General features: G+C 54.0%; 17 protein-coding genes and 1 tRNA gene. 8 read left to right on the forward strand and 10 right to left on the reverse strand.

Features of this window, described 5'->3' with window-relative positions:
- Window positions 1–121: 121 nt before the first annotated feature.
- The 5 genes from serS to lrp all read right to left on the reverse strand — a co-directional run bounded on the left by serS (window position 122) and on the right by lrp (window position 8,310).
- Window positions 122–1,414 (reverse strand): serine--tRNA ligase, encoded by a 1,293-nt coding sequence (gene serS / locus WHR59_RS15700; RefSeq protein ID WP_003831902.1) that lies wholly within the window; start codon window positions 1,412–1,414, stop codon window positions 122–124.
- Between the two features lie 92 nt (window positions 1,415–1,506).
- Window positions 1,507–2,850, reverse strand: coding sequence for a replication-associated recombination protein RarA (gene rarA / locus WHR59_RS15705; protein WP_048212145.1), 1,344 nt, complete (start codon window positions 2,848–2,850; stop codon window positions 1,507–1,509).
- A 10-nt stretch (window positions 2,851–2,860) separates the two neighbouring features.
- On the reverse strand, window positions 2,861–3,472 hold the full coding sequence (lolA, locus tag WHR59_RS15710) for an outer membrane lipoprotein chaperone LolA (protein ID WP_043015744.1): 612 nt from the start codon (window positions 3,470–3,472) through the stop codon (window positions 2,861–2,863).
- A gap of 111 nt (window positions 3,473–3,583) precedes the next feature.
- Complete coding sequence (gene ftsK, locus WHR59_RS15715; RefSeq protein WP_338843287.1) at window positions 3,584–7,681, reverse strand: DNA translocase FtsK; 4,098 nt, start codon at window positions 7,679–7,681, stop codon at window positions 3,584–3,586.
- A 134-nt stretch (window positions 7,682–7,815) separates the two neighbouring features.
- On the reverse strand, window positions 7,816–8,310 hold the full coding sequence (lrp, locus tag WHR59_RS15720; protein ID WP_002439523.1) for a leucine-responsive transcriptional regulator Lrp: 495 nt from the start codon (window positions 8,308–8,310) through the stop codon (window positions 7,816–7,818).
- Between the two features lie 547 nt (window positions 8,311–8,857).
- On the opposite strand from lrp, the gene trxB reads away from it, so the two are divergent.
- The 5 genes from trxB (at window position 8,858) to infA (ending at window position 14,680) form a co-directional block, all read left to right on the forward strand.
- The gene (gene trxB, locus WHR59_RS15725) at window positions 8,858–9,826 is read left to right on the forward strand and encodes a thioredoxin-disulfide reductase (RefSeq protein ID WP_016152427.1); all 969 of its coding nucleotides are present in this window, start codon (window positions 8,858–8,860) and stop codon (window positions 9,824–9,826) included.
- Between the two features lie 114 nt (window positions 9,827–9,940).
- Window positions 9,941–11,707, forward strand: coding sequence for a heme ABC transporter permease/ATP-binding protein CydD (cydD, locus tag WHR59_RS15730; RefSeq protein WP_172862863.1), 1,767 nt, complete (start codon window positions 9,941–9,943; stop codon window positions 11,705–11,707).
- Window positions 11,708–13,429: a heme ABC transporter ATP-binding protein/permease CydC gene (gene cydC / locus WHR59_RS15735; protein ID WP_213733483.1), complete on the forward strand. Its 1,722-nt coding sequence runs from the start codon at window positions 11,708–11,710 to the stop codon at window positions 13,427–13,429.
- A gap of 44 nt (window positions 13,430–13,473) precedes the next feature.
- Window positions 13,474–14,178 (forward strand): leucyl/phenylalanyl-tRNA--protein transferase, encoded by a 705-nt coding sequence (gene aat / locus WHR59_RS15740; RefSeq protein ID WP_075144931.1) that lies wholly within the window; start codon window positions 13,474–13,476, stop codon window positions 14,176–14,178.
- Window positions 14,179–14,461: 283 nt separating this feature from the next.
- The gene (gene infA / locus WHR59_RS15750) at window positions 14,462–14,680 is read left to right on the forward strand and encodes a translation initiation factor IF-1 (RefSeq protein WP_002211347.1); all 219 of its coding nucleotides are present in this window, start codon (window positions 14,462–14,464) and stop codon (window positions 14,678–14,680) included.
- A 79-nt stretch (window positions 14,681–14,759) separates the two neighbouring features.
- Here the strand turns inward: infA and WHR59_RS15755 are convergent, their stop codons facing one another.
- Complete coding sequence (locus WHR59_RS15755; RefSeq protein ID WP_087051494.1) at window positions 14,760–15,671, reverse strand: LysR family transcriptional regulator; 912 nt, start codon at window positions 15,669–15,671, stop codon at window positions 14,760–14,762.
- A gap of 108 nt (window positions 15,672–15,779) precedes the next feature.
- Between WHR59_RS15755 and WHR59_RS15760 the strand changes: the two genes are divergently transcribed.
- The 3 genes from WHR59_RS15760 (at window position 15,780) to WHR59_RS15770 (ending at window position 17,571) form a co-directional block, all read left to right on the forward strand.
- Window positions 15,780–16,640 (forward strand): pirin family protein, encoded by an 861-nt coding sequence (locus WHR59_RS15760; RefSeq protein WP_047412377.1) that lies wholly within the window; start codon window positions 15,780–15,782, stop codon window positions 16,638–16,640.
- Window positions 16,641–16,656: 16 nt separating this feature from the next.
- The gene (locus WHR59_RS15765) at window positions 16,657–17,334 is read left to right on the forward strand and encodes an isochorismatase family protein (RefSeq protein ID WP_043015737.1); all 678 of its coding nucleotides are present in this window, start codon (window positions 16,657–16,659) and stop codon (window positions 17,332–17,334) included.
- Window positions 17,335–17,483: 149 nt separating this feature from the next.
- Window positions 17,484–17,571: transfer RNA gene (locus tag WHR59_RS15770), tRNA-Ser, on the forward strand.
- A 319-nt stretch (window positions 17,572–17,890) separates the two neighbouring features.
- Here WHR59_RS15770 and rlmC read toward each other — a convergent pair.
- The 4 genes from rlmC to potH form a co-directional block, all read right to left on the reverse strand.
- Complete coding sequence (rlmC, locus tag WHR59_RS15775) at window positions 17,891–19,021, reverse strand: 23S rRNA (uracil(747)-C(5))-methyltransferase RlmC (RefSeq protein WP_200007436.1); 1,131 nt, start codon at window positions 19,019–19,021, stop codon at window positions 17,891–17,893.
- Window positions 19,022–19,187: 166 nt separating this feature from the next.
- Entirely contained in the window at window positions 19,188–19,676 is a 489-nt protein-coding gene (locus tag WHR59_RS15780) for a YbjO family protein (RefSeq protein ID WP_043015735.1), read from the reverse strand.
- A gap of 59 nt (window positions 19,677–19,735) precedes the next feature.
- Window positions 19,736–20,581, reverse strand: coding sequence for a putrescine ABC transporter permease PotI (gene potI, locus WHR59_RS15785; protein ID WP_003831669.1), 846 nt, complete (start codon window positions 20,579–20,581; stop codon window positions 19,736–19,738).
- Complete coding sequence (potH, locus tag WHR59_RS15790; protein ID WP_338843288.1) at window positions 20,578–21,531, reverse strand: putrescine ABC transporter permease PotH; 954 nt, start codon at window positions 21,529–21,531, stop codon at window positions 20,578–20,580. The genes potI and potH overlap by 4 nt, the downstream gene beginning before the upstream one ends.
- Window positions 21,532–21,539: the final 8 nt, after the last annotated feature.

The following is a 21,539-nucleotide window of genomic DNA, read 5'->3' on the forward strand; positions in this document are numbered from 1 at the left end:
AGATAAATACTGACTTTCATTCGAAGGCAGTATTACTCCTATGGGAGTAGTCGTTATTGTCCGACGTCAAACGGGCATAAAAAAAGCGCCCTGAGGCGCTTTTTTAGCAGAGAAAGGTAGCTTAGCCGATGAATTCCAGGCCATTCATGTACGGACGTAACACTTCAGGAACCTGAATACGGCCATCAGCCTGCTGATAGTTTTCCATCACCGCAACCAGCGTACGCCCAACCGCCAGACCGGAACCGTTCAGCGTATGCACTAAACGGGTCTTTTTGTCGGATTTGCTACGGCAACGCGCCTGCATGCGACGAGCCTGGAAATCCCACACGTTGGAGCAAGAAGAAATTTCGCGATAGGTGTTCTGCGCCGGGATCCACACTTCCAGATCGTAAGTTTTGCATGCGCCGAAGCCCATGTCACCTGTGCACAGGATGATCTTACGGTATGGCAGACCCAACAATTGCAGGACTTTCTCGGCATGACCGGTCATCTCTTCCAGCGCATCCATCGAGTCTTCCGGGCGAACGATCTGCACCATCTCAACTTTATCGAACTGGTGCATACGGATCAGACCACGAGTGTCACGACCGTAAGAACCGGCTTCAGAACGGAAGCACGGCGTATGCGCGGTCATTTTGATCGGCAACGCATCTTCGTCAATGATTTCGTCACGTACCAGGTTGGTCAGCGGCACTTCCGCCGTTGGGATTAGCGCATAGTTGCTGCTGTCCGCTTCTTCATCCAGCGGACGCGTGTGGAACAGATCGCCCGCGAATTTCGGCAGTTGGCCTGTACCGTACAGCGTGTCATGGTTAACCAGATACGGAACGTAGTTTTCGCTGTAGCCATGCTGTTCGGTGTGCAGATCCAGCATGAACTGAGACAGCGCACGGTGCATACGCGCGATCTGCCCTTTCATGACGACGAAACGAGAGCCGGTCAGCTTAACTGCTGCAGCGAAATCAAGACCCGTGTGCATTTCACCCAGGGTAACGTGATCGCGCACTTCAAAATCAAACTCACGCGGCGTACCCCAACGGCTGACTTCGACGTTGTCATTTTCATCTTTACCCACCGGAACGTCGTCCGCTGGCAGGTTAGGAATGGTCAGCGCAATGTCGCGGATCTCGGCCTGTAAGGTATCAAGTTCAGCTTTCGCGGCATCCAGCTCTTCGCCCAGTTTGTTCACTTCCAGACGTAAAGACTCGATATCTTCCCCGCGCGCTTTTGCCTGGCCGATGGATTTCGATCGAGAGTTACGCTCTGCCTGCAGGTTTTCAGTTTGTACCTGCAGAACTTTACGACGCTCTTCAAGAGCGCGCAGCTTATCTACATCCAGCTTAAAGCCCCGGCTTGCCAGTTTTTCTGCGACTGCGTCTGGCTCATTACGCAGCAGATTGGGATCGAGCATGCTTATCCTGTGCTTATCGAATTAAAATAGGAGAAAGTGACCACAGCCTGCGGTCACAGGGATACAGAAACAACATTACCGCAACGATAACACTAACGGTAGCGTTTTATAGGGCTATTTTGATCCTGTCCGGCGAGCCAGGCGAGCTTTTCGCCAATCTTGCCTTCAAGACCTCTGTTTGTGGGGTGATAATAGCGCGTTTGTGCCATTTCCTGCGGGAAGTACTCTTCTCCGGCGGCATAGGCATTAGGCTCATCATGGGCATAACGATACTCCTGACCGTAGCCCATCTCTTTCATCAGCTTCGTTGGCGCGTTGCGCAGGTGAACCGGCACGTCGTAATCCGGACGTTCACGGGCATCAGCCAGCGCAGCTTTGAAGGCGGTGTAAACCGCATTACTTTTCGGCGCGCAGGCCAGATAAACAATCGCCTGAGCGATGGCCCGTTCACCTTCTGCGGGTCCCACACGGGTAAAGCAATCCCATGCGGAAATCGCCACCTGCATGGCGCGCGGATCTGCGTTGCCGACATCTTCAGAGGCAATCGCCAGACAGCGACGGGCAACGTACAGCGGATCGCCGCCAGCGGTGATGATTCGCGCATACCAATAAAGCGCCGCATCCGGGGCGCTGCCGCGTACTGACTTGTGTAATGCGGAGATGAGATCGTAAAAGCGATCGCCTTTGTTGTCGAAACGCGCGCTGCGTTCACCGGCAATTTCAGTGAGCAACTCGGCCTTCAATACGCGCTTGCCAGAATCATCAACTTCGGCCATATCGGCCATCATTTCCAGCGTATTCAGCGCCCGACGCGCGTCACCATTGACCAGTTCAGCAATCGCCCGACGCGTCTCTGGAGGCAGTACGATATCCTGGCCGCCGTAACCCCGCGCTTTGTCTGACATCGCCTGGTCAAGCACTTGTTCAATATCGTCGGTGGTTAACGATTTCAGTAAGTAAACGCGCGCACGCGACAGCAGCGCCGAGTTCAGCTCAAACGAGGGGTTTTCAGTGGTTGCGCCAATAAACGTGATGGTACCGTCTTCAATATGCGGTAAAAACGCATCCTGTTGGCTTTTATTAAAACGGTGAACTTCATCCACAAACAGGATCGTACGCCGGCCCGCGTTACGATTCTGACGCGCACGCTCAATCGCTTCACGAATTTCTTTTACACCAGAGGTCACTGCCGAAATTCGTTCGACATCGGCGTTAGCGTAACGGGCAATAACTTCGGCAAGCGTGGTTTTCCCCGTCCCCGGCGGCCCCCATAAAATCATGGAGTGCAGATGTCCGGCCTCGATAGCGCGCGGCAAGGGCTTACCCGCAGCCAGCAGATGCTGCTGGCCGATATACTGCGCTAAATTTTCTGGCCGCATACGCGCGGCCAGTGGCTGAAAAGTATTATCAGAAAAGTCGAGCGACAGATTGCTCACTCACACGCCTCTACTTACGTTGATCGTCAACCGTTACACCTTGCGGCGGGGTAAAGGTGAATTTAGAGGGTTCAATCGCACCATTCTGCTGAGATTTCAGCTGATAGCTGCTGCGCTGATCGTCTTGTTCAACGGCGCTAAACTGGTGGATAGTCCCGTCACGCCCAACATTGATAGTAAACTGCTTCAGGTTGCCGCTGCTGGTTTTTGGCGTCAGCACGAAATCATCGCCGTTTTGCTTAATGTTGTACTGCTGCCAGTCACTTGCCTGGTTACGCGCAATCAGCATAAATGGCGTATTGCCCGTAGCGTCTTTCAGCCAGGTCGCAGTCGCCTGCTCAACAAACGGGTTGAAGAACCACAGCGTTTTACCATCGGAAACCAGGATGCTCTCATCAGGTTGCGTCATATGCCAGTTAAACAGATTAGGACGTTTAACCCATAAGTCACCCTGACCTTCCTGCACCGCCGCGCCGCTACCGTCCGTGACCTTCTGAGTAAAGCTGGCATGGAAGCTACTGACTTTATCCAGGCGACTTTTCAGGTCGCTGGCAGCGTCAGCCCAGACGCTGCTCACCATAAAACTCGACAGTAATGCACAGGTGATTGCGATTCTTTTCATCGTTATTCCTCAAAATACGTCACTCCCAACGGGGAGATCCCTCCGCTATCCATTTCAGGCCAAAAATCAGCATGAGGAAAGTAGAAAATACTGAATTACTTAACTTTGCAATCATTCGAAGGGCGGCGGAGCCAGCACTTCACGATTACCATTATGCCCTTGTTCGCTGACAATACCCTGCGCTTCCATCTGCTCGATGATGCGCGCCGCTCGGTTGTATCCGATACGGAACTGACGCTGGACGCCGGAGATTGAGGCTTTGCGTTTCTGGGTCACAAAGTTTACCGCCTGATCGAACAGCGGATCCAACTCTTCGCCACCATCAAAGCCGCCACCGCCGCCTTCGCTTTCGCTGTCAGAAGTAATGCCGTCGACGTACTGTGGACGACCGCGCGCTTTCCAGTCCTGAACCACTGCGTGAACTTCTTCATCGCGGACAAAGGCGCCGTGAACACGCACTGGGATCGTCGAGTTCGGTGCGGAATAAAGCATGTCACCCATACCCAACAGCGATTCCGCTCCGCCCTGGTCAAGGATGGTACGCGAGTCAATTTTGCTCGACACGGTAAAAGCGATACGCGTCGGGATGTTTGCTTTAATCAGACCGGTGATAACGTCAACCGACGGCCGCTGGGTTGCCAGCACCAGGTGGATCCCCGCCGCACGCGCTTTTTGCGCCAGACGAGCAATCAGTTCTTCCACCTTTTTGCCAACTGTCATCATCAGGTCGGCGAATTCATCCACCAGCACAACGATATACGGCAGTTTTTCCAACACCGGATGCTGAACATCCATGCTGTCGCCCGGCTTCCAGTACGGGTCCGGAATCGGACGTCCCATGCGGGCGGCTTCGGCGATTTTCTCGTTATAACCAGCAAGGTTACGCACGCCAAGCGCTGACATCAGCTTGTAGCGACGTTCCATTTCATTGACGCTCCAGCGCAAGGCGTTAGCAGCATCTTTCATGTCGGTCACGACTTCGGTCAGCAGATGCGGAATGCCTTCATAAACCGACAGTTCCAGCATTTTCGGGTCAATCATGATAAAGCGAACGTCTTCCGGCTGCGCCTTGTACAGCATGCTGAGGATCATGGCGTTCACCCCAACAGACTTACCGGATCCGGTTGTCCCTGCTACCAGCAGGTGCGGCATTTTTGCCAGATCGGCCACCACCGGTTCGCCCGCAATATCTTTACCCAGCACCACGGTCAGCGGAGATGAGTTATCACGGAATTTAGCGTTATCCAGCACTTCACGCAGATAAACGGTTTGACGTTTTTTATTCGGTAACTCCAGTCCGACATACGGTTTGCCTGGTATAACCTCAACCACACGTACCGCCGCGGTGGACAACGAACGCGCCAGATCTCGCGACAGGTTAGAAATACGCGCCGCTTTAACCCCAGGAGCCAGATTAAGCTCAAAGCGGGTAATCACCGGGCCTGGAGAGTAGTTCACCACATCGGCTTTAATGCGGAAATCCGCCAGACGCGCTTCCACCAGACGTGCCATTTGCTCCAGCGCGAAAGTATCTATCGGCTCAACTTCGCTCGGCGGCGGTGTGAGCAAATCTAACGATGGCAGCGGCGTACTTGGACGGTGCGCCGGACGACTGTCGCCATTACGCATCAGGAGCGGATGGATCAGACTATCCTGCGTTGGCGGTGTAGCCGGCTGTGCTGGCTGCTGATAATGCTGCTGCGCTGCGACTGGCTGCGCCGGTTGCTGATAATGCTGCTGCGGTGCGACTGGCTGCGCCGGTTGCTGATAATGCTGCTGCGGCGCGACTGGCTGCGCCGGTTGCTGATATTGCTGCTGCGGTGCGACTGGCTGCGCCGGTTGCTGATAATGCTGCTGTGGTGCGACTGGCTGCGTCGGTTGCTGATAATGCTGCTGCGGTGCGACAGGTTCCTGGTACTGTGGCGCAGACTCCGGCATTACGCCTGGCGTAAACAACGGCTCATGCGGGCCCTCATCCACCAGCGTTTTCATCGGCGAAAATTCAAAGTCATCGAGCGAGAACGGATTTGCCCCGGCAGGCTGTTCACCGGAATAGCGTTGCTGTTGGGAAGAGGCAAACTGGCGAGCCAGTTCCGCTTCTGCGGCTGAATCTTCGTCATCAGTGTGATTGGTATCATCCTGATACTCTTCGCCATAGCGGTGCTGCTGCGATTGGGCAAACTGACGCGCCAGCTCATCTTGCTGCATCGCATCAATTTCATCGTCACTGTACGCATCTGTATCAAGCTGCTCTTCGCGCGCTTTCTCTTCAGCCATACGCTGTGACGGCAATTTGATGCCATACGACGCCAATTCCCGACGAGTAGGTACGCGCACACGATTCGGACGCGGTAACTGCGGACCAATACCCTCTTTCACCTGTGGACGCGGCGCACCGCTACCCGCAAGGCTAAAGACAGGTGCTGCGGCAGCGGCCCCCGCTCCTAATGCGGCGTTTTTTACACCGGCAGCCAGCGGCGCAACGGCAGCAACAGACTCAACGGGCGGAATGGATGCAGCCGTCGGCATAGATGGCATAGACGGCTTAATACGTTCAGGCTCCTGAACAGGCTCTGGTATCGGTTGATACCAGGCAGCCAGTTGCTCGCGCTCGCGCGCACGTTTCTCTTCCACTTCTTCAAAATAGTAGAGCGGCGGACGAGTCGGTTTAACCTCTTCTACCAGCGGTTCAGATTCCACCACAGGTGGTTGTTCAACTACAGGCTGCTGGAACGTATTGTTCTGTTGAAGAGTTGATTCCTGCTGATACACAGGTTGCGGCACGGGCTCCGGCTGATAAACAGGCTGCTGGAGCGTGGAATTTTGTTGAAAGGTTGCTTCCTGCTGATACACAGGTTGTTGCACAGGTTCCGGCTGAAAAGTGGATTCAGGTTGCCAGTTTTGCTCCGTGGTGAACGCCTGCGGTTGCGGCGCAACGGGTTGCGCATAAGCGGGTTCAGCGGTCTGTGGCGCGTAATATTGCGGCTGCGGATTCTGCTCCACAACCGGCTGCTGCCATGGCTCATACTGCTGTTGTACCGGTGGCTGCGCGTACTGGGATGGCTGCGGATAACCTTCTGGCGCTGGTGCAATCACCGCATCACCGGTTTGCGGGCCAGGCGCGGTTTGCCAGGCTACGGCTGGGGCCTGTTGTTCCAGAACAGTGCTGGTCACGGGCGATGTTTGCAGCAGCGGATCAACCGGCGCGCTCCAGGCCTGCGCGGCCGTTGTAGCTGCCGCGGCGGCGGCTACTGGCTCTGTCACCGAATGACCATTCAGCAGTGGATCGAGTTCGTCATATTCAGGCAGCGTCGCGCGATTACCAGAAAACAGCACATCGTTAGGATCGGCAACAACGCCACGGGCGCTGTATTCAATTTCGTCTTCATCATCCATGCGTTTGCCGGAGAACAGCGCCGCATCGGTATGACGGCCAAGCGGGTTGGTAAATTTCTCCGCCAGACGCTTACGACGCGCTAACGCACCGCGCAGAATACGAGCCCGGCGCGATTCATGGGGTTTGCCATCAGCGGCATCGACAGACTCGTCTTCATCTTCATATTCTTCGTCATCGACCCAGGTATCGTCGCGGCGGGTACGGTTGCTGGCAAAGGTCAGGATATTGAGTAACCAACCGCCCAGTTTTTCCGCAATACTCACCCACGACCAGCCGGTAAACAGCGTTAATCCCGCAGCCCAAATGCACAATAGCGTCAGCGTACCGCCGCTGCTGTGCAGTAAGGGTTGCAGCGTCGTACTGAGCAGACTGCCGATCACGCCGCCAGAGGCGAAATACCAGATGTCATCGGCATTGATTGCGGCAAGCCCGCAGGAGGTGAGAATCAGTGCCAAAACGCCAATAATGCGCAGCGAAACGGCAAAATAATCGATGTATTCGTCGCTGGCCTGGTGTCGCCATGCAAACCAGCAGCCGCCGACAATGATGACGGGAATGGTGTAGGCCATGACGCCGAAAATAAAGAACAGCGTGTCCGCCAGCCATGCTCCGGGTATTCCGCCCAGATTATGGATAGGTTCGTGCCACGCGGTTTGCGACCAACTGGGATCCGAAGGGTTAAAGCTGAGTAAGGCAGCCATCAACCAGACGGCAAAAAGGGCAATAAGAATCAGTAGCGCTTCCAGAAGTCGGCGCCCGCTGCTTAACTTCGTCAATGTGACGTCTTTGTCTTCAGTGTATTCCTGGCTCAAAAACGGCTCTCCAGGTTTCAGGCTTTTCCTGCCCGATGCTAAAACGGACAACAGCACCGGGTCACCCCGGCACTGTTGCTGTATGGATTAACAGGAGTGTAATCAAACTGCGTCGATTTTGCACCTGTTCCGTGTTAGCGCGTCTTAATTACCAGACGATTGCTCTGTTTGACTTCTTCCATTACTACATAGGTACGTGTGTCATTCACGCCAGGCAGACGCAGCAGGGTTTCCCCCAACAGCTTACGATATGCCGACATATCCGGTACGCGTGTTTTCAGCAAATAGTCGAAATCACCGGAAACCAAATGACACTCTTGAATTTCTTCAAGTTTTTGTACCGCAGAGTTAAATTGTTCAAACACATCCGGGGCGCCACGATTCAGAGTAATCTCAACAAAAACCAGAAGTGATGCATCCAGATAATGTGGGTTTAACAGCGCTGTATAGCCCTGAATGAAACCCTGTCTTTCCAACCGACGCACACGCTCAAGGCAGGGCGTTGGTGAAAGTCCCACACGTTTAGAAAGCTCGACGTTAGAAATACGCCCATCCTTTTGCAGCTCATTAAGAATGTTACGATCGATACGGTCGAGATCTTTGCCAGGGCGCTTCTTACTATCTACCATTATTATTGTCTCTCTGTATTCCTTCCCTACTCCTGCCTGACTCTACCAACATCACTGTTCAGAGCCGCTACCCATCAAAATAAACCGCAACCCAGAGGGATTTTCGGTTCGCAATGCCTGGGCTTATGGTGAGAAGACCGTTGCCTGTCGGCGGCTATCGACATCACGAATGGCATCTGTCCACACCATGCGTAGATTTCGCTAACACGGTAAACATGGTATCTACATGCATGATTATGCAGCATATACATGACACAGTTTTTTTCTTCCTTGAATGTTTTCGCAAAACAGCAGGTGATTGTCAAAGCAAAACATCGATTTTTAGTACAACATGCCAGTTATTCATTCGCAGTGATGGAAAATCGTCATTTTATCACCTTATAACTGACCGATTTTAAGTAGAAATCGTTATAGTATTACGCCTAATTAACCCGCTCATCGGTTTCTGCTATTACACATATTGTTAACAAAATCGCCATACTCTTTTTTTACGCCTGCAAATTCCCTACAATCCTGCTCATTGCCTGCCAACAACTATGGGGATCTCATGGGCGCAACCAAACACAGTAAACTTCTTATTCTGGGCTCTGGCCCTGCAGGATATACCGCTGCGGTCTACGCTGCTCGCGCTAACCTGCAACCGGTACTGATTACCGGTATGGAAAAAGGTGGTCAGTTGACCACAACGACAGAAGTGGAAAACTGGCCTGGCGATCCGCACGATCTCACGGGCCCCCTGCTGATGGAGCGTATGCACGAACATGCGACCAAATTTGATACTGAAATCATTTTCGATCACATCAGCAAAGTTGATCTGCAAAATCGTCCTTTTCGTCTGACCGGCGACAGCGGTGAATACACCTGTGACGCGTTGATCATCGCTACCGGCGCTTCAGCGCGTTATCTGGGTCTACCCTCGGAAGAAGCATTCAAAGGCCGTGGCGTTTCCGCCTGCGCGACCTGCGACGGTTTCTTCTACCGTAACCAAAAAGTTGCGGTGATCGGCGGCGGCAACACCGCTGTTGAAGAAGCGCTGTATCTTGCGAATATCGCATCTGAAGTGCATTTGATTCACCGCCGCGACAGCTTCCGCGCCGAAAAAATTCTCATCAAGCGTTTGATGGATAAAGTTGAAAACGGCAACATCGTGCTGCACACCCACCGCACGCTGGAAGAAGTGACCGGCGATCAAATGGGCGTTACCGGACTGCGTCTGCGCGATACGCAAAACACTGACAACGTGGAGTCACTGGACGTTGCCGGTTTGTTTGTCGCTATCGGTCACAGCCCGAATACCGCCATTTTCGACGGTCAGCTTGAGCTGGAAAATGGCTACATCAAAGTTCAGTCCGGTATTCACGGTAATGCCACACAAACCAGCATTCCGGGTGTCTTCGCAGCCGGTGACGTGATGGACCATATTTATCGCCAGGCGATCACCTCTGCGGGCACGGGCTGTATGGCCGCGCTTGATGCCGAACGTTATCTCGACGGTCTGGCGGACGCTTGCAAATAAGTTTTACAAATCAGTAACAAAAGTAAAAAAGGCGACTATAAGTCGCCTTTATTTTTGCCTCGTTGTAACATTGCCCTGCCCAAAAATTCCAATAACTCACCTGCTAAGCGTGCAATGAATAAAACCCGTCAAAAAGAGCTGACCCGCTGGTTAAAACAGCAAAGTGTAATTTCCCAACGATGGCTGAACATTTCACGCCTGTTGGGATTCGTGAGCGGTCTGTTAATCGTCGCTCAGGCCTGGCTCATGGCCCGAATTCTGGACCATATGATAATGGCCAATATTCCCCGAGAGGCGCTTCTGCTTCCTTTCATCGTGCTGGTATTGATTTTCATCCTGCGGGCATGGGTCGTCTGGTTACGCGAGCGGGTCGGGTTTCACGCAGGGCAGCATATTCGCTTTGAAATTCGCCGCCAGGTGCTTGACCGTCTGCAACAGGCAGGTCCTGCCTGGATACAGGGTAAACCAGCCGGGAGCTGGGCTACGCTTATCCTGGAGCAGATTGACGATATGCATGACTACTATGCGCGTTATCTGCCGCAAATGGCGCTGGCCGTATGCGTCCCGTTATTGATTGTGGCTGCGGTGTTCCCGTCAAACTGGGTGGCCGCTCTTATACTGCTCGGAACAGCTCCGCTGATCCCATTGTTTATGGCAATGGTCGGTATGGGCGCAGCCGATGCTAACCGCCGCAATTTTCAGGCTCTTGCTCGTCTCAGCGGCCATTTCCTTGATCGTCTGCGGGGCATGGAGACGCTAAGAATATTTGGTCGTGGTGAAGCCGAAACGGAAAGCATCCGCGCTGCGTCACAGGATTTCCGCCAGCGCACCATGGAAGTCCTGCGCCTGGCATTCCTGTCATCCGGTGTCCTTGAGTTCTTTACATCGCTTTCTATTGCGTTGGTCGCGGTTTACTTCGGTTTTTCCTACCTCGGAGAGCTCGATTTCGGCCACTACGGGACGGGCGTCACGTTGGCTGCTGGCTTCCTCGCGCTCATTCTTGCGCCGGAATTTTTCCAGCCACTGCGCGATCTGGGCACCTTTTATCACGCCAAAGCGCAAGCCGTTGGTGCAGCAGACAGCCTGAAAACCTTTATGGAAACCCCGCTGGCTCATCCAGAGCGTGGCGACATTGAGCTGGCGACGAAAGACGCCGTTTCAATTGAAGCGCAAGATCTGGTCATCACCTCTCCGGAAGGCAAAGTGTTGGCCGGGCCGCTCAACTTTACCCTGGCAGCCGGTCAACGCGCTGTGCTGGTTGGACGCAGCGGTTCCGGCAAAAGTTCGCTGCTCAATGTCCTGTCTGGTTTCCTCTCTTATCAGGGATCGCTGCGAATTAACGGCTTTGAGCTGCGTGATTTGTCGCCTGATTGCTGGCGTAAACAACTGTCATGGGTCGGGCAAAACCCGCAGCTTCCAGCCGCCACGTTACGTGAAAACGTGCTGCTGGCTCGCCCCGATGCCAGCGAGGAGCAGCTACAGGCCGCACTCGACAGCGCCTGGGTCAGCGAGTTTTTACCCCTGCTTTCGCAGGGCGTGGATACGCCAGTAGGCGATCAGGCGGCTCGACTTTCCGTCGGACAAGCGCAACGCGTTGCCGTGGCTCGCGCCTTACTCAATCCCTGTCAGTTACTGCTGCTGGACGAACCCGCCGCCAGCCTTGATGCGCACAGCGAACAACGCGTGATGCAGGCGTTGAACGCGGCATCACGCCGCCAGACCACGCTGATGGTGACACACCAGTTGGAAGATCTTACCGACTGGGACGCTATCTGGGTGATGCAGGACGGGCAGATCGTTGAACAAGGCACCTGGACCGAACTTAGCTCAGCCAACGGGGCTTTTGCGACATTACTGGCTCATCGTCAGGAGGATATCTGAATGCGCGCTTTGCTACCTTATCTGACGCTGTATAAACGTCACAAATGGATGTTAACGCTGGGGATCGTTCTGGCGATCGTCACGCTGCTGGCAAGTATTGGTTTGCTGACGCTTTCAGGTTGGTTCCTGTCGGCTTCTGCGGTGGTTGGTGTCACCGGGATTTACAGCTTTAACTATATGCTTCCTGCCGCAGGCGTACGTGGTGCAGCAATCACCCGTACCGCGGGGCGTTATTTCGAGCGCCTGGTCAGCCACGACGCCACGTTCCGCGTGCTGCAACATTTGCGTATTTATACCTTCAGCAAACTCTTGCCGCTCTCGCCTGCTGGCCTGTCTCGTTATGGACAGGGGGAATTGCTCAACCGCATCGTAGCAGATGTCGACACGCTCGATCATCTGTACTTACGCGTACTCTCTCCGCTAGTGGGCGCTTTTGTCGTCATTATGGTGGTTACACTGGGGCTAAGCGTTCTCGATTTCACGCTGGCTATCACTCTCGGCGGTATTATGCTGCTGACCTTATTTATCCTGCCCCCGCTCTTTTATCAGGCAGGCAAGAGCACCGGACAAAGTCTGACGCATCTGCGTGGACAATATCGTCAGCAGTTAACGTCCTGGCTGCAAGGCCAGGCTGAATTGACCATTTTTGGCGCCAGTGAACGCTACCGCGCTCAAATGGAAGCCACCGAGTTACAGTGGCACGAAGCCCAGCGACGTCAGTCTGAATTAACCGCGCTGTCACAGGCGGTCATGCTGTTAGTTGGCGCGCTGGCGGTAATAATGATGTTATGGATGGCCTCAGGCGGCGTGGGCGGCAACACCCAGCCAGGCGCACTGATCGCGCTGTTTGTTTTCTGTGCGCTGGCGGCGTTCGAAGCGTTGGCGCCAGTCACCGGTGCGTTTCAGCATCTCGGTCAGGTCATTGCCTCCGCGCTGCGCATCACCGAGTTAACCGAACAGCAGCCAGAAGTTACCTTCCCGGATGCCGGCTCTCCGGTTCCTGAGCAGGTCACCCTTACGCTACGCGATGTGTCATTCAGCTACCCGGGTCAGGCACAAAAAGCGCTCGATACCCTTTCCCTGCAGGCCTCACCCGGTGAACACATTGCGATTCTTGGTCGTACCGGCTGCGGCAAATCAACGCTGCTGCAATTGTTGACCCGCGCATGGGATCCGCAGGGTGGCGAAATCCTGATTAACGAGCAGCCGATTGCTACCTTTAGTGAAGCCACGCTGCGCCAGTGCATCAGCGTCGTGCCGCAGCGCGTACACCTGTTCAGCGCAACGCTTCGCGATAACCTGCTGCTGGCGGCACCGCACGCCGAGGATGACGCATTAGCCGCGATGTTGTGCCGCGTCGGTCTGGACAAACTGCTTGAGGATGATGGACTCAACGCCTGGCTGGGTGAAGGCGGTCGTCAGCTTTCTGGCGGTGAGCTCCGTCGTCTGGCTATCGCCCGCGCCTTATTGCACGATGCTCCGCTAATGCTGCTGGATGAACCTACCGAAGGGCTTGATGCCACAACGGAAAGCCAAATGCTTGAATTAATTAGCGATGTCATGCGCAATAAAACCGTAATGATGGTGACACACCGCCTGCGCGGGTTGTCGCGTTTTGATCAAATAATAGTAATGGACAACGGACAAATTATTGAGCAAGGTAATCACGCAGATCTGTTAGCCAGGCAGGGGCGTTATTACCAGTTTAAGCAACGTCTGTAAGCTATTATTGAACGATCAAACTCGCGTAGTGGAGTTTCGCTGTCATGCGCCTGGTGCAACTGTCCCGCCATTCTATAGCCTTCCCGTCACCGGAAGGCGCTTTACGCGAGCCTAACGGTTTGTTGGCGCTTGGCGGCGATCTCAGTCCCGCCCGCCTGCTGATGGCCTACCAGCGCGGTATTTTCCCATGGTTTTCACCCGGCGACCCCATCCTCTGGTGGTCGCCCGATCCGCGCGCTATTCTTTGGCCCGAGAAATTTCACCTCAGCCGCAGCATGAAACGCTTTCATAAAAATTCGCCTTATCGCGTGACGCTCAATTACGCGTTTGGTCAGGTGATTGAAGGCTGCGCGAATGACCGGGAGGAAGGCACCTGGATAACGCATGATGTGGTGGACGCATACCATCGCCTGCACGAACTGGGGCATGCGCACTCTATTGAAGTGTGGCGACACAATGAATTAGTGGGCGGTATGTATGGTGTGGCGCAAGGCACGTTGTTTTGTGGCGAATCGATGTTCAGCCGTCAGGAAAATGCGTCCAAAACCGCACTGCTTGTTTTTTGCGCTGAATTTATCCGTCAGGGCGGAAAATTAATCGACTGCCAGGTATTAAATAGCCACACAGCTTCGCTGGGGGCGGTCGAAACACCGCGTCGGGAGTACCTTGAGCACCTGAGCAGACTGCGTCAGCAGCGGCTACCGAGCCATTTCTGGGTTCCCAGGACGTTATTTTTACCTCAGAGGTGAATGTTTTCGGCACATTTTTTGTCGGGGTGTTATAATTGTCGCGCAGAGTTGGTTTAGCCCATTACCCCGCCGCCGTTAAGGAACAGTTCGCGTCAGGCAACGCCTATCGTTTATCTCCTCGTTCCCTTACACGTTGCGCTTTAAGTGCAGCTTTGCTGTGTGGTTAGAGTAATGCGCCAAACCCGATTTGCTGTGTTTTAAACGCACAAATCTTTACTTATTAAAAGAACTTCGGCATTATCTTGCCGGTTCAAATTACGGTAGTGATACCCCAGAGGATTAGATGGCCAAAGAAGACAATATTGAAATGCAGGGTACCGTTCTCGATACGTTACCTAATACCATGTTCCGCGTAGAGTTAGAAAACGGTCACGTGGTTACTGCACACATCTCCGGTAAAATGCGTAAAAACTATATCCGCATCCTGACGGGCGACAAAGTGACTGTTGAGCTGACCCCGTACGACCTGAGCAAAGGCCGCATTGTCTTCCGTAGTCGCTGATTGTTTTTAACGCCCGAATGGCGTCCAGATTATAAAAGGTCGGTTTAACCGGCCTTTTTTGTGGGCTGAGGTCAGGTATTTAATCCTCAATCATCCGCGCATATTCTTCCGTTAAGAAATCCACTAATGCGCGCACTGAAGGTAATAATCCCCTGCGTGATGGGAAGACGGCGTGAATAATTTCTCGCTTAGGTTCCCAGCCATCAAGCAACGCGACCAGTTCACCCTCGGCTAATTGATCTTTTACCATCAACTGCGGAAGTTGCACAACACCTACGCCAGCGACTGCGGCTTCACGTAACGCCAGCATATCGGTGGTAATCATTCGCGGCGTGAAATGTACCTCTGCCCGCGCACCCTGCGGGCCAAATAACTCCCACCGATGCACATGTTTACCCGAGGCCAGACTCAGGCCCGGCCAGCGTGTCAGCTCCGCCGGAGAGTGTAGCGCCCCCATTTGCTCAATTAACTGCGGACTGGCATATAAACGATGTCCCCTGTCCGCCAGCACGCGCATCACCAGATCGCTATCCTCAAATGGCCGGGGCCTGACGCGGATCGCCACGTCCAGGCCTTCTCCAACAACGTCCACGCGGCGGTTAGTGGCCTCCAGTTGTACGGATACGTCAGGATAACGCGCCATAAAACGGGCAAGCATTGGCCCGATATGCACATGCAGCAACGTAACAGGACAAGTCAGCTTCACAATCCCACGCGGTTCAACCTGTAACGCGGCGATGGCATCCTGCGCCGCCTGCGCTTCAACCAACATCGCCTTACAGTGTTCGTAAAAGGTTTGCCCAACTTCCGTCACGTTAAACTGGCGGGTGGTTCGCTGAATCAGTCGGACTCCCAGCCTCTCTTCCAGTTGCGCTATACGTCGGCTCAGTTTTGATTTTGGTTCATCAAGCGCCCTACCCGCCGCTGCAAATCCCCCTTCCTCTACAACATGCACAAACCATGCAAAATCATTGAGATCCGGCTTCGTCATTTTATTGTCCTATTAATGAGACAGTGAGGATTATTTTAGCTACTACTCAGCTCGCTGTCATGAATATAAGCTTATTCACATCATGACAACGCCATAGAGGAGACACATATGAAACAAGTAACAGGCGTCTACACCGCACCTCGCCCACACTGGGTTGGCGATGGATTTCCGGTCCGCTCGATGTTCTCTTACCAGTCTCATGCTGAGCAGCTAAGCCCGTTCCTGCTGCTGGATTACGCCGGTCCGCATACATTCACTCCGGGTAACGAAAAACGCGGCGTAGGCGAACACCCGCACCGTGGTTTTGAGACGGTGACCATCGTTTACAGCGGCGAAGTTGAACACCGTGATTCAACCGGTCGCGGCGGCATTATCGGCCCCGGCGACGTGCAGTGGATGACTGCCGGTGCAGGAATATTACACGAAGAGTTCCATTCACCTGAATTTACCCGTCAGGGTGGCGAACTGGAAATGGTGCAACTGTGGGTCAATCTACCGGCAAAAGACAAAATGGCCGTACCGGGTTATCAGGGCATCAGCAGCGATGTTATTCCGACCGTCGCCCTGCCCAATGAAGCAGGCAGCGTTCGTGTGATTGCAGGCAGCTATCAGGATACGAAAGGCCCGGCACATACCTTTTCGCCGCTGAACGTCTGGGATATGCGCCTGCAACGTAATCATCAGCTTACGTTGTCCCAGCCTGAAGGATGGAGCACCGCCCTGGTGGTATTAAAAGGCAATATCACCGTAAACGGCACCACGTCTGCCAGCGAAGCGCAACTGGTGGTGCTAAGCCAGCAGGGCAAGACGCTACACATTGAAGCCACCAGCGACGCCAGCGTGCTGCTGCTGTCTGGCGAGCCGTTGAACGAGCCGATTGTGGGTTACGGTCCGTTTGTGATGAACACGAAACAAGAAATCGCTGAAGCCGTACGCGATTTTAACTCCGGCCGCTTTGGCCAAATCTGAATCGAAGGAGAAGAATATGTCCAGTCCTGCAAACTTTAATGGCTCACGTCCGGTCATCGATGTGAATGATTCCGTCATGCTGCTTATCGATCATCAGAGCGGGCTGTTCCAGACCGTCGGCGATATGCCAATGCCAGAACTGCGTGCGCGTGCCGCCGCGCTGGCTAAAATGGCGACCCTGGCAAAGATGCCGGTGATTACCACGGCATCCGTACCACAGGGGCCTAACGGTCCGTTGATTCCAGAGATCCACGCCAATGCGCCGCATGCCCAATACGTGGCGCGTAAAGGTGAAATCAACGCCTGGGATAACGAGGACTTCGTGAAAGCGGTCAAAGCGACGGGGCGTAAAACGCTGATTATCGCCGGTACGATTACCAGCGTGTGCATGGCTTTCCCGGCCATCAGCGCGGTTGCGGAAGGCTACAAGGTTTTCGCTGTGATAGACGCTTCCGGTACTTACAGCAAAATGGCGCAGGAAATCACCCTGGCTCGCGTTGTTCAGGCTGGTGTCGTGCCAATGGATACTGCCGCCGTCGCTTCTGAAATTCAGGGCACATGGAACCGTGAAGACGCCGCCGAATGGGCGGAAGTGTATACCAAAGTCTTCCCGGCTTATCAGTTGCTGATCGAGAGCTACGGCAAAGCTCAGGAAGTCGTGACTAACGGCGAAAAACTGGACTCTCAGCGCTAATCCTCTCCTCCGCGCCAGCCCGGGCGGAGGAATATGTACATTGCGTAACCAAACGAGAGTGAACACGTAAATTCTGCTTGACCGTTTTAGCGCAACTCCCTATAGTAGCGCCCCGTTGCCCCCCAAGCGGTCAGGCAGCAATACAATATGGTGAGGTGTCCGAGTGGCTGAAGGAGCACGCCTGGAAAGTGTGTATACGGCAACGTATCCGGGGTTCGAATCCCCGCCTCACCGCCATATTTTAAGAAGAGCTCGTACGCAAGTACGGGCTTTTTTTTCGCATGTTGCACATCTGCGGGGGGATGAGAAACCCCGACCGGGGTTCGACTACTGGCGTAGCCAGTTGGACAGACCGGGAGCGCAGCGAACGGGCTGCCCCAAAGGGGCGAGCGAAGCGAGTCAATCCCCGCCTCACCGCCATATATTAAGAAGAGCTCGTACGCAAGTACGGGCTTTTTTTTCGCATGTTGCATTTGCCGGATTCGGCGCTTCGCTTAACAAACCTACAAATGACGAACAGCCTGTAGGCCTGATAAGCGAAGCGCCATCAGGCAAGTTAGTTTTGTCGGCTGAGAAGCGTTAATACTTCGTAGTGCGCGGTGTGTGGAAACATATCGAAAAGCTGGACACGTTCAATGCGATATCCAGACAACTCGCGAATATCCTTCGCCATGGTTTGGGCATTACAGCTGGAATAAACGATAAAACGCGGCGCCATGCGGGAAAGAAAATCACACAGCGGCTTTCCAACCCCCCGACGCGGCGGATTCACCAGCACCAGGTCAGGCACTTCGCCCTGGGCGGTAGCAAACTGGGTCGAATCCAGCGCCTGAAAATGCAGATTCTGCAACCCAAGCTCCTGCGCAGACTGTTTCGCACAGGCAATCGCCTCTGGTGCAATTTCAATCCCCGTCAGTTTCATCTGCGGTGTGGCGCAGTGCAGACCAAAGCCCCCGACGCCGCAAAACAGATCCCACATATGATTAACCGGAAGCTGACGCACCCAATCGCGCGCCGTGGCGTATAAATGCCCCGCCACCACCGGGTTGGTCTGGAAAAAGCTCTGCGGGCGGATCCACAACGGCACATCGTTAAAGCGTTCCGCCAGCGCCTGTTGTTCCGTCAGGAAGATTTCACTCTCCCCTTCCATAATCGCCATATGCACAGGCTGAATATTGGCGGTGATCACTTTTAACTGCGGCAGCTGTGCCTGTAACCATGGCAGCGCCGCGCGCAGTTGGGCCAGTTTTGCCTCGGAACGCAGGACAAAACGCAGCATCATGCCGCCATCGAACCGGCTTTCCGTTAACAGCAGATACTTCAGCTCCCCGCGTTTACGCGCCACGTTATAGGGCGTTAACCCCGCACGGGCGATAAACGGTTTGAGCGCGGCAAATACGGGCGCAAAAGACGCAGGATAGAGCGGACAGTCGCACAAATCCTCCGGCGTACCGTCACGATGCAGCATCCCCAGCAGCGGTTTTTCCACGCTGCCGCTGACCACCATTTTGGCTTTATTACGAAAAGCGCTTTCCGGGCCGCTGACCGGCGCGCACCATTCTCCGACCGGATAATCAGCCAGTAGATTCTGCAGATCGGCTGTTTTTGAGAGGAGTTGATCGACGACTGGCTGTGTTATCCACTGACAGGAGCGACAGCGTTCGGCGTCATAAAGTGCGCACTGCATACAAAAACCTACAAATTAACAGGGGGCCAAGATTATATACCCGTCATACTTCAAGTTACAGGTGCGTTGGCTGTGCTCACTCACCCCAGTCACTTACTTATGTAAGCTCCTGGGGATTCATTCTCTTGCCGCCTTCCTGTAACTCGAATTATTTAGGGTATTAACGTTATTGCAAACGGAAGAACCGTCTGCTGGACGCAGGAACAAACAGCAGTAGTAACACCAGCATATCCGGCAATTTTTGCATCACCAGCGTATGCAGGATTTCACGCCTGGACTCCCCCGCAATACTGAACAGTTCCGGGTATCCGTAGCCCAACGAAGCCGCCCACAGATAGACGCTAGCGATAATCTGGGTCAGCAGATAGATCCAGCGCGCCCAGTTTCGTCCTTTGACCAGCGAAAATGCGCAGTAAATTTCGACAAACAGCAGCACCAGGCTACCCAGAAACACCAGCGTCAAATTCCAGGTCTGTACGCTGCGATGAATAAATTCGCTGGTTCCGCGAAACCCGAGCGTATTAAAAATCATCAACAGATCGAGACAGCGGATCATAATAATAGCCAGCGCCGCCACCTGCACCAAAGCAGGGACGTTTAAGCGGGCATGTGATGTGGATGATTTCTTAAAAAATCCCAACGCGTCGTCTTCCATGAAAACGGCGCAGCCACCACAGCTGCGCCGTATAGACAGGTTGGCAGATTTTAGTTTTTTCAGCCACGTCTTGCACGTTGGATATCGCGAATCCGTTGTTTTTCTGTTCGCGCCATCAGATACCACGCGATAAATCCGATAATTCCTACCACGCCAAGTATCAGCGTCGCCAGCGCGTTGATCTCCGGATTAACCCCCATACGTACGCTGGAGAACACCAGCATCGGTAACGTTGTGGCGCCAGGACCAGAGACAAAGCTGGCAATAACCAGGTCATCGAGCGACAGCGTAAAGGCCAGCAGCCACCCGGAGATCACCGCCGGCATAATCATCGGCAGCGTGATGACGAAAAAGACCTTCAGCGGCGTGGCACCAAGGTCCATTGCCGCTTCTTCAATGGAGTGATCCAGTTCGCGCAAACGTGAAGAGATGACCACCGCGACATAGGCCGTGCAGAAGGTGACGTGCGCCAGCCAGATGGTCAACATACCGCGATCCGCAGGCCAGCCGATGGCGTGCGCCAGTGCCACAAACAGCAGCAGCAGCGACAAACCGGTAATGACATCTGGCATAACCAGCGGCGCGGTGATCATAAAGGCGAAACCATTCGAACCACGAAAACGACCAAAGCGCACCATGACCACGGCGGCTATGGTACCGAGGATTGCCGCCATCGTTGCAGCGCCCGCGGCAATCGTTAAGCTCATGCCGACGGCGCTTATCATCGCGCTATCGTGGAAAAGCTCACCATACCAACGGGTTGACCAACCCGCCCATACCGTCACCAGCTTCGAGCTGTTAAACGAATAGATGACCAACATCAGCATCGGCGCGTACAGGAAGGTAAAGCCCAGCACCAGGATAAAAATACGCCACGGCGAGCGAACGACCGGTAAGTTATTCATCCGTGTTCCCCCACGCTTTTTTGCTGATATTTGTGGAACCACATGATCGGCACAATCAGTAGCAACAACATAATAATGGCGACGGCAGAAGCCACCGGCCAGTCGCGGTTATTGAAAAACTCCTGCCAAAGTACACGGCCAATCATAATGCTGTCCGGGCCACCCAGCAGTTCCGGGATCACAAACTCCCCAACAGCCGGAATAAACACCAGCATTGACCCTGCGATAATCCCGCCCTTGGTCAACGGCACGATCACGCTAAAGAAGGTTTTCAACGGTCGGGCGCCTAAATCAAGCGCCGCTTCCACCAGCGAGTAATCAATACGCGTCAGCGCGGTATAAATCGGCAGCACCATAAAGGGCAAATAGGCGTAAACAATACCGATATAAACCGCCAGATTGGTATGCAGGATCGTCAACGGCTGGTCGATAACACCCAGCCACATCAGGAAGTTGTTCAACACGCCGTTATTTTTCAGGATCCCCATCCAGGCGTAAACACGAATCAAAAACGACGTCCAGGACGGCAGGATCACCAGCAGCAACAGAATATTGCGCGTCGAGGGCTTGCTGTGCGCGACCGCCCATGCCAGCAGATACCCCAGCAGCAGGCAACAGACAGTCGAAACTCCCGCCACCTGCAACGATTGCAGGTACGCATCAAAATAGAGCGGATCGTCCGTCAGTTGCAGGAAATTGCCTAAGTTGAGCGTGATGGAGAGCTGACCATCAGCCCATGAAACGAGGTCGGTATACGGTGGAATAGCGCGCGCCATTTCAGCCAAACTGATTTTGAAGACGATCAGAAACGGCAGCAGGAACAGGAGCAATAGCCACACATACGGCAGCGCGATCACCAGCTTGCGCCCGTGCTTCATTTGCAGCCGCGACATAAACAGCGTGAATCGCCCCGCTTTATCTACGCGTGCCGGAGGTTCAAGTGTACTCATCTTCGCTC

Source organism: Citrobacter europaeus (assembly GCF_037482245.1).
Lineage (GTDB): Bacteria > Pseudomonadota > Gammaproteobacteria > Enterobacterales > Enterobacteriaceae > Citrobacter > Citrobacter europaeus.

Bases quoted from the DNA above. Each gene is read 5' to 3' on its own strand.
- serS (WP_003831902.1), bottom strand. From the start codon at position 1,414: ATGCTCGATCCCAATCTGCTGCGTAATGAGCCAGACGCAGTCGCAGAA.
- lolA (WP_043015744.1), bottom strand. From the start codon at position 3,472: ATGAAAAGAATCGCAATCACCTGTGCATTACTGTCGAGTTTTATGGTG.
- lrp (WP_002439523.1), bottom strand. From the start codon at position 8,310: ATGGTAGATAGTAAGAAGCGCCCTGGCAAAGATCTCGACCGTATCGAT.
- trxB (WP_016152427.1), top strand. From the start codon at position 8,858: ATGGGCGCAACCAAACACAGTAAACTTCTTATTCTGGGCTCTGGCCCT.
- cydD (WP_172862863.1), top strand. From the start codon at position 9,941: ATGAATAAAACCCGTCAAAAAGAGCTGACCCGCTGGTTAAAACAGCAA.
- cydC (WP_213733483.1), top strand. From the start codon at position 11,708: ATGCGCGCTTTGCTACCTTATCTGACGCTGTATAAACGTCACAAATGG.
- aat (WP_075144931.1), top strand. From the start codon at position 13,474: ATGCGCCTGGTGCAACTGTCCCGCCATTCTATAGCCTTCCCGTCACCG.
- infA (WP_002211347.1), top strand. From the start codon at position 14,462: ATGGCCAAAGAAGACAATATTGAAATGCAGGGTACCGTTCTCGATACG.
- WHR59_RS15755 (WP_087051494.1), bottom strand. From the start codon at position 15,671: ATGACGAAGCCGGATCTCAATGATTTTGCATGGTTTGTGCATGTTGTA.
- WHR59_RS15760 (WP_047412377.1), top strand. From the start codon at position 15,780: ATGAAACAAGTAACAGGCGTCTACACCGCACCTCGCCCACACTGGGTT.
- WHR59_RS15765 (WP_043015737.1), top strand. From the start codon at position 16,657: ATGTCCAGTCCTGCAAACTTTAATGGCTCACGTCCGGTCATCGATGTG.
- rlmC (WP_200007436.1), bottom strand. From the start codon at position 19,021: ATGCAGTGCGCACTTTATGACGCCGAACGCTGTCGCTCCTGTCAGTGG.
- WHR59_RS15780 (WP_043015735.1), bottom strand. From the start codon at position 19,676: ATGGAAGACGACGCGTTGGGATTTTTTAAGAAATCATCCACATCACAT.
- potI (WP_003831669.1), bottom strand. From the start codon at position 20,581: ATGAATAACTTACCGGTCGTTCGCTCGCCGTGGCGTATTTTTATCCTG.
- potH (WP_338843288.1), bottom strand. From the start codon at position 21,531: ATGAGTACACTTGAACCTCCGGCACGCGTAGATAAAGCGGGGCGATTC.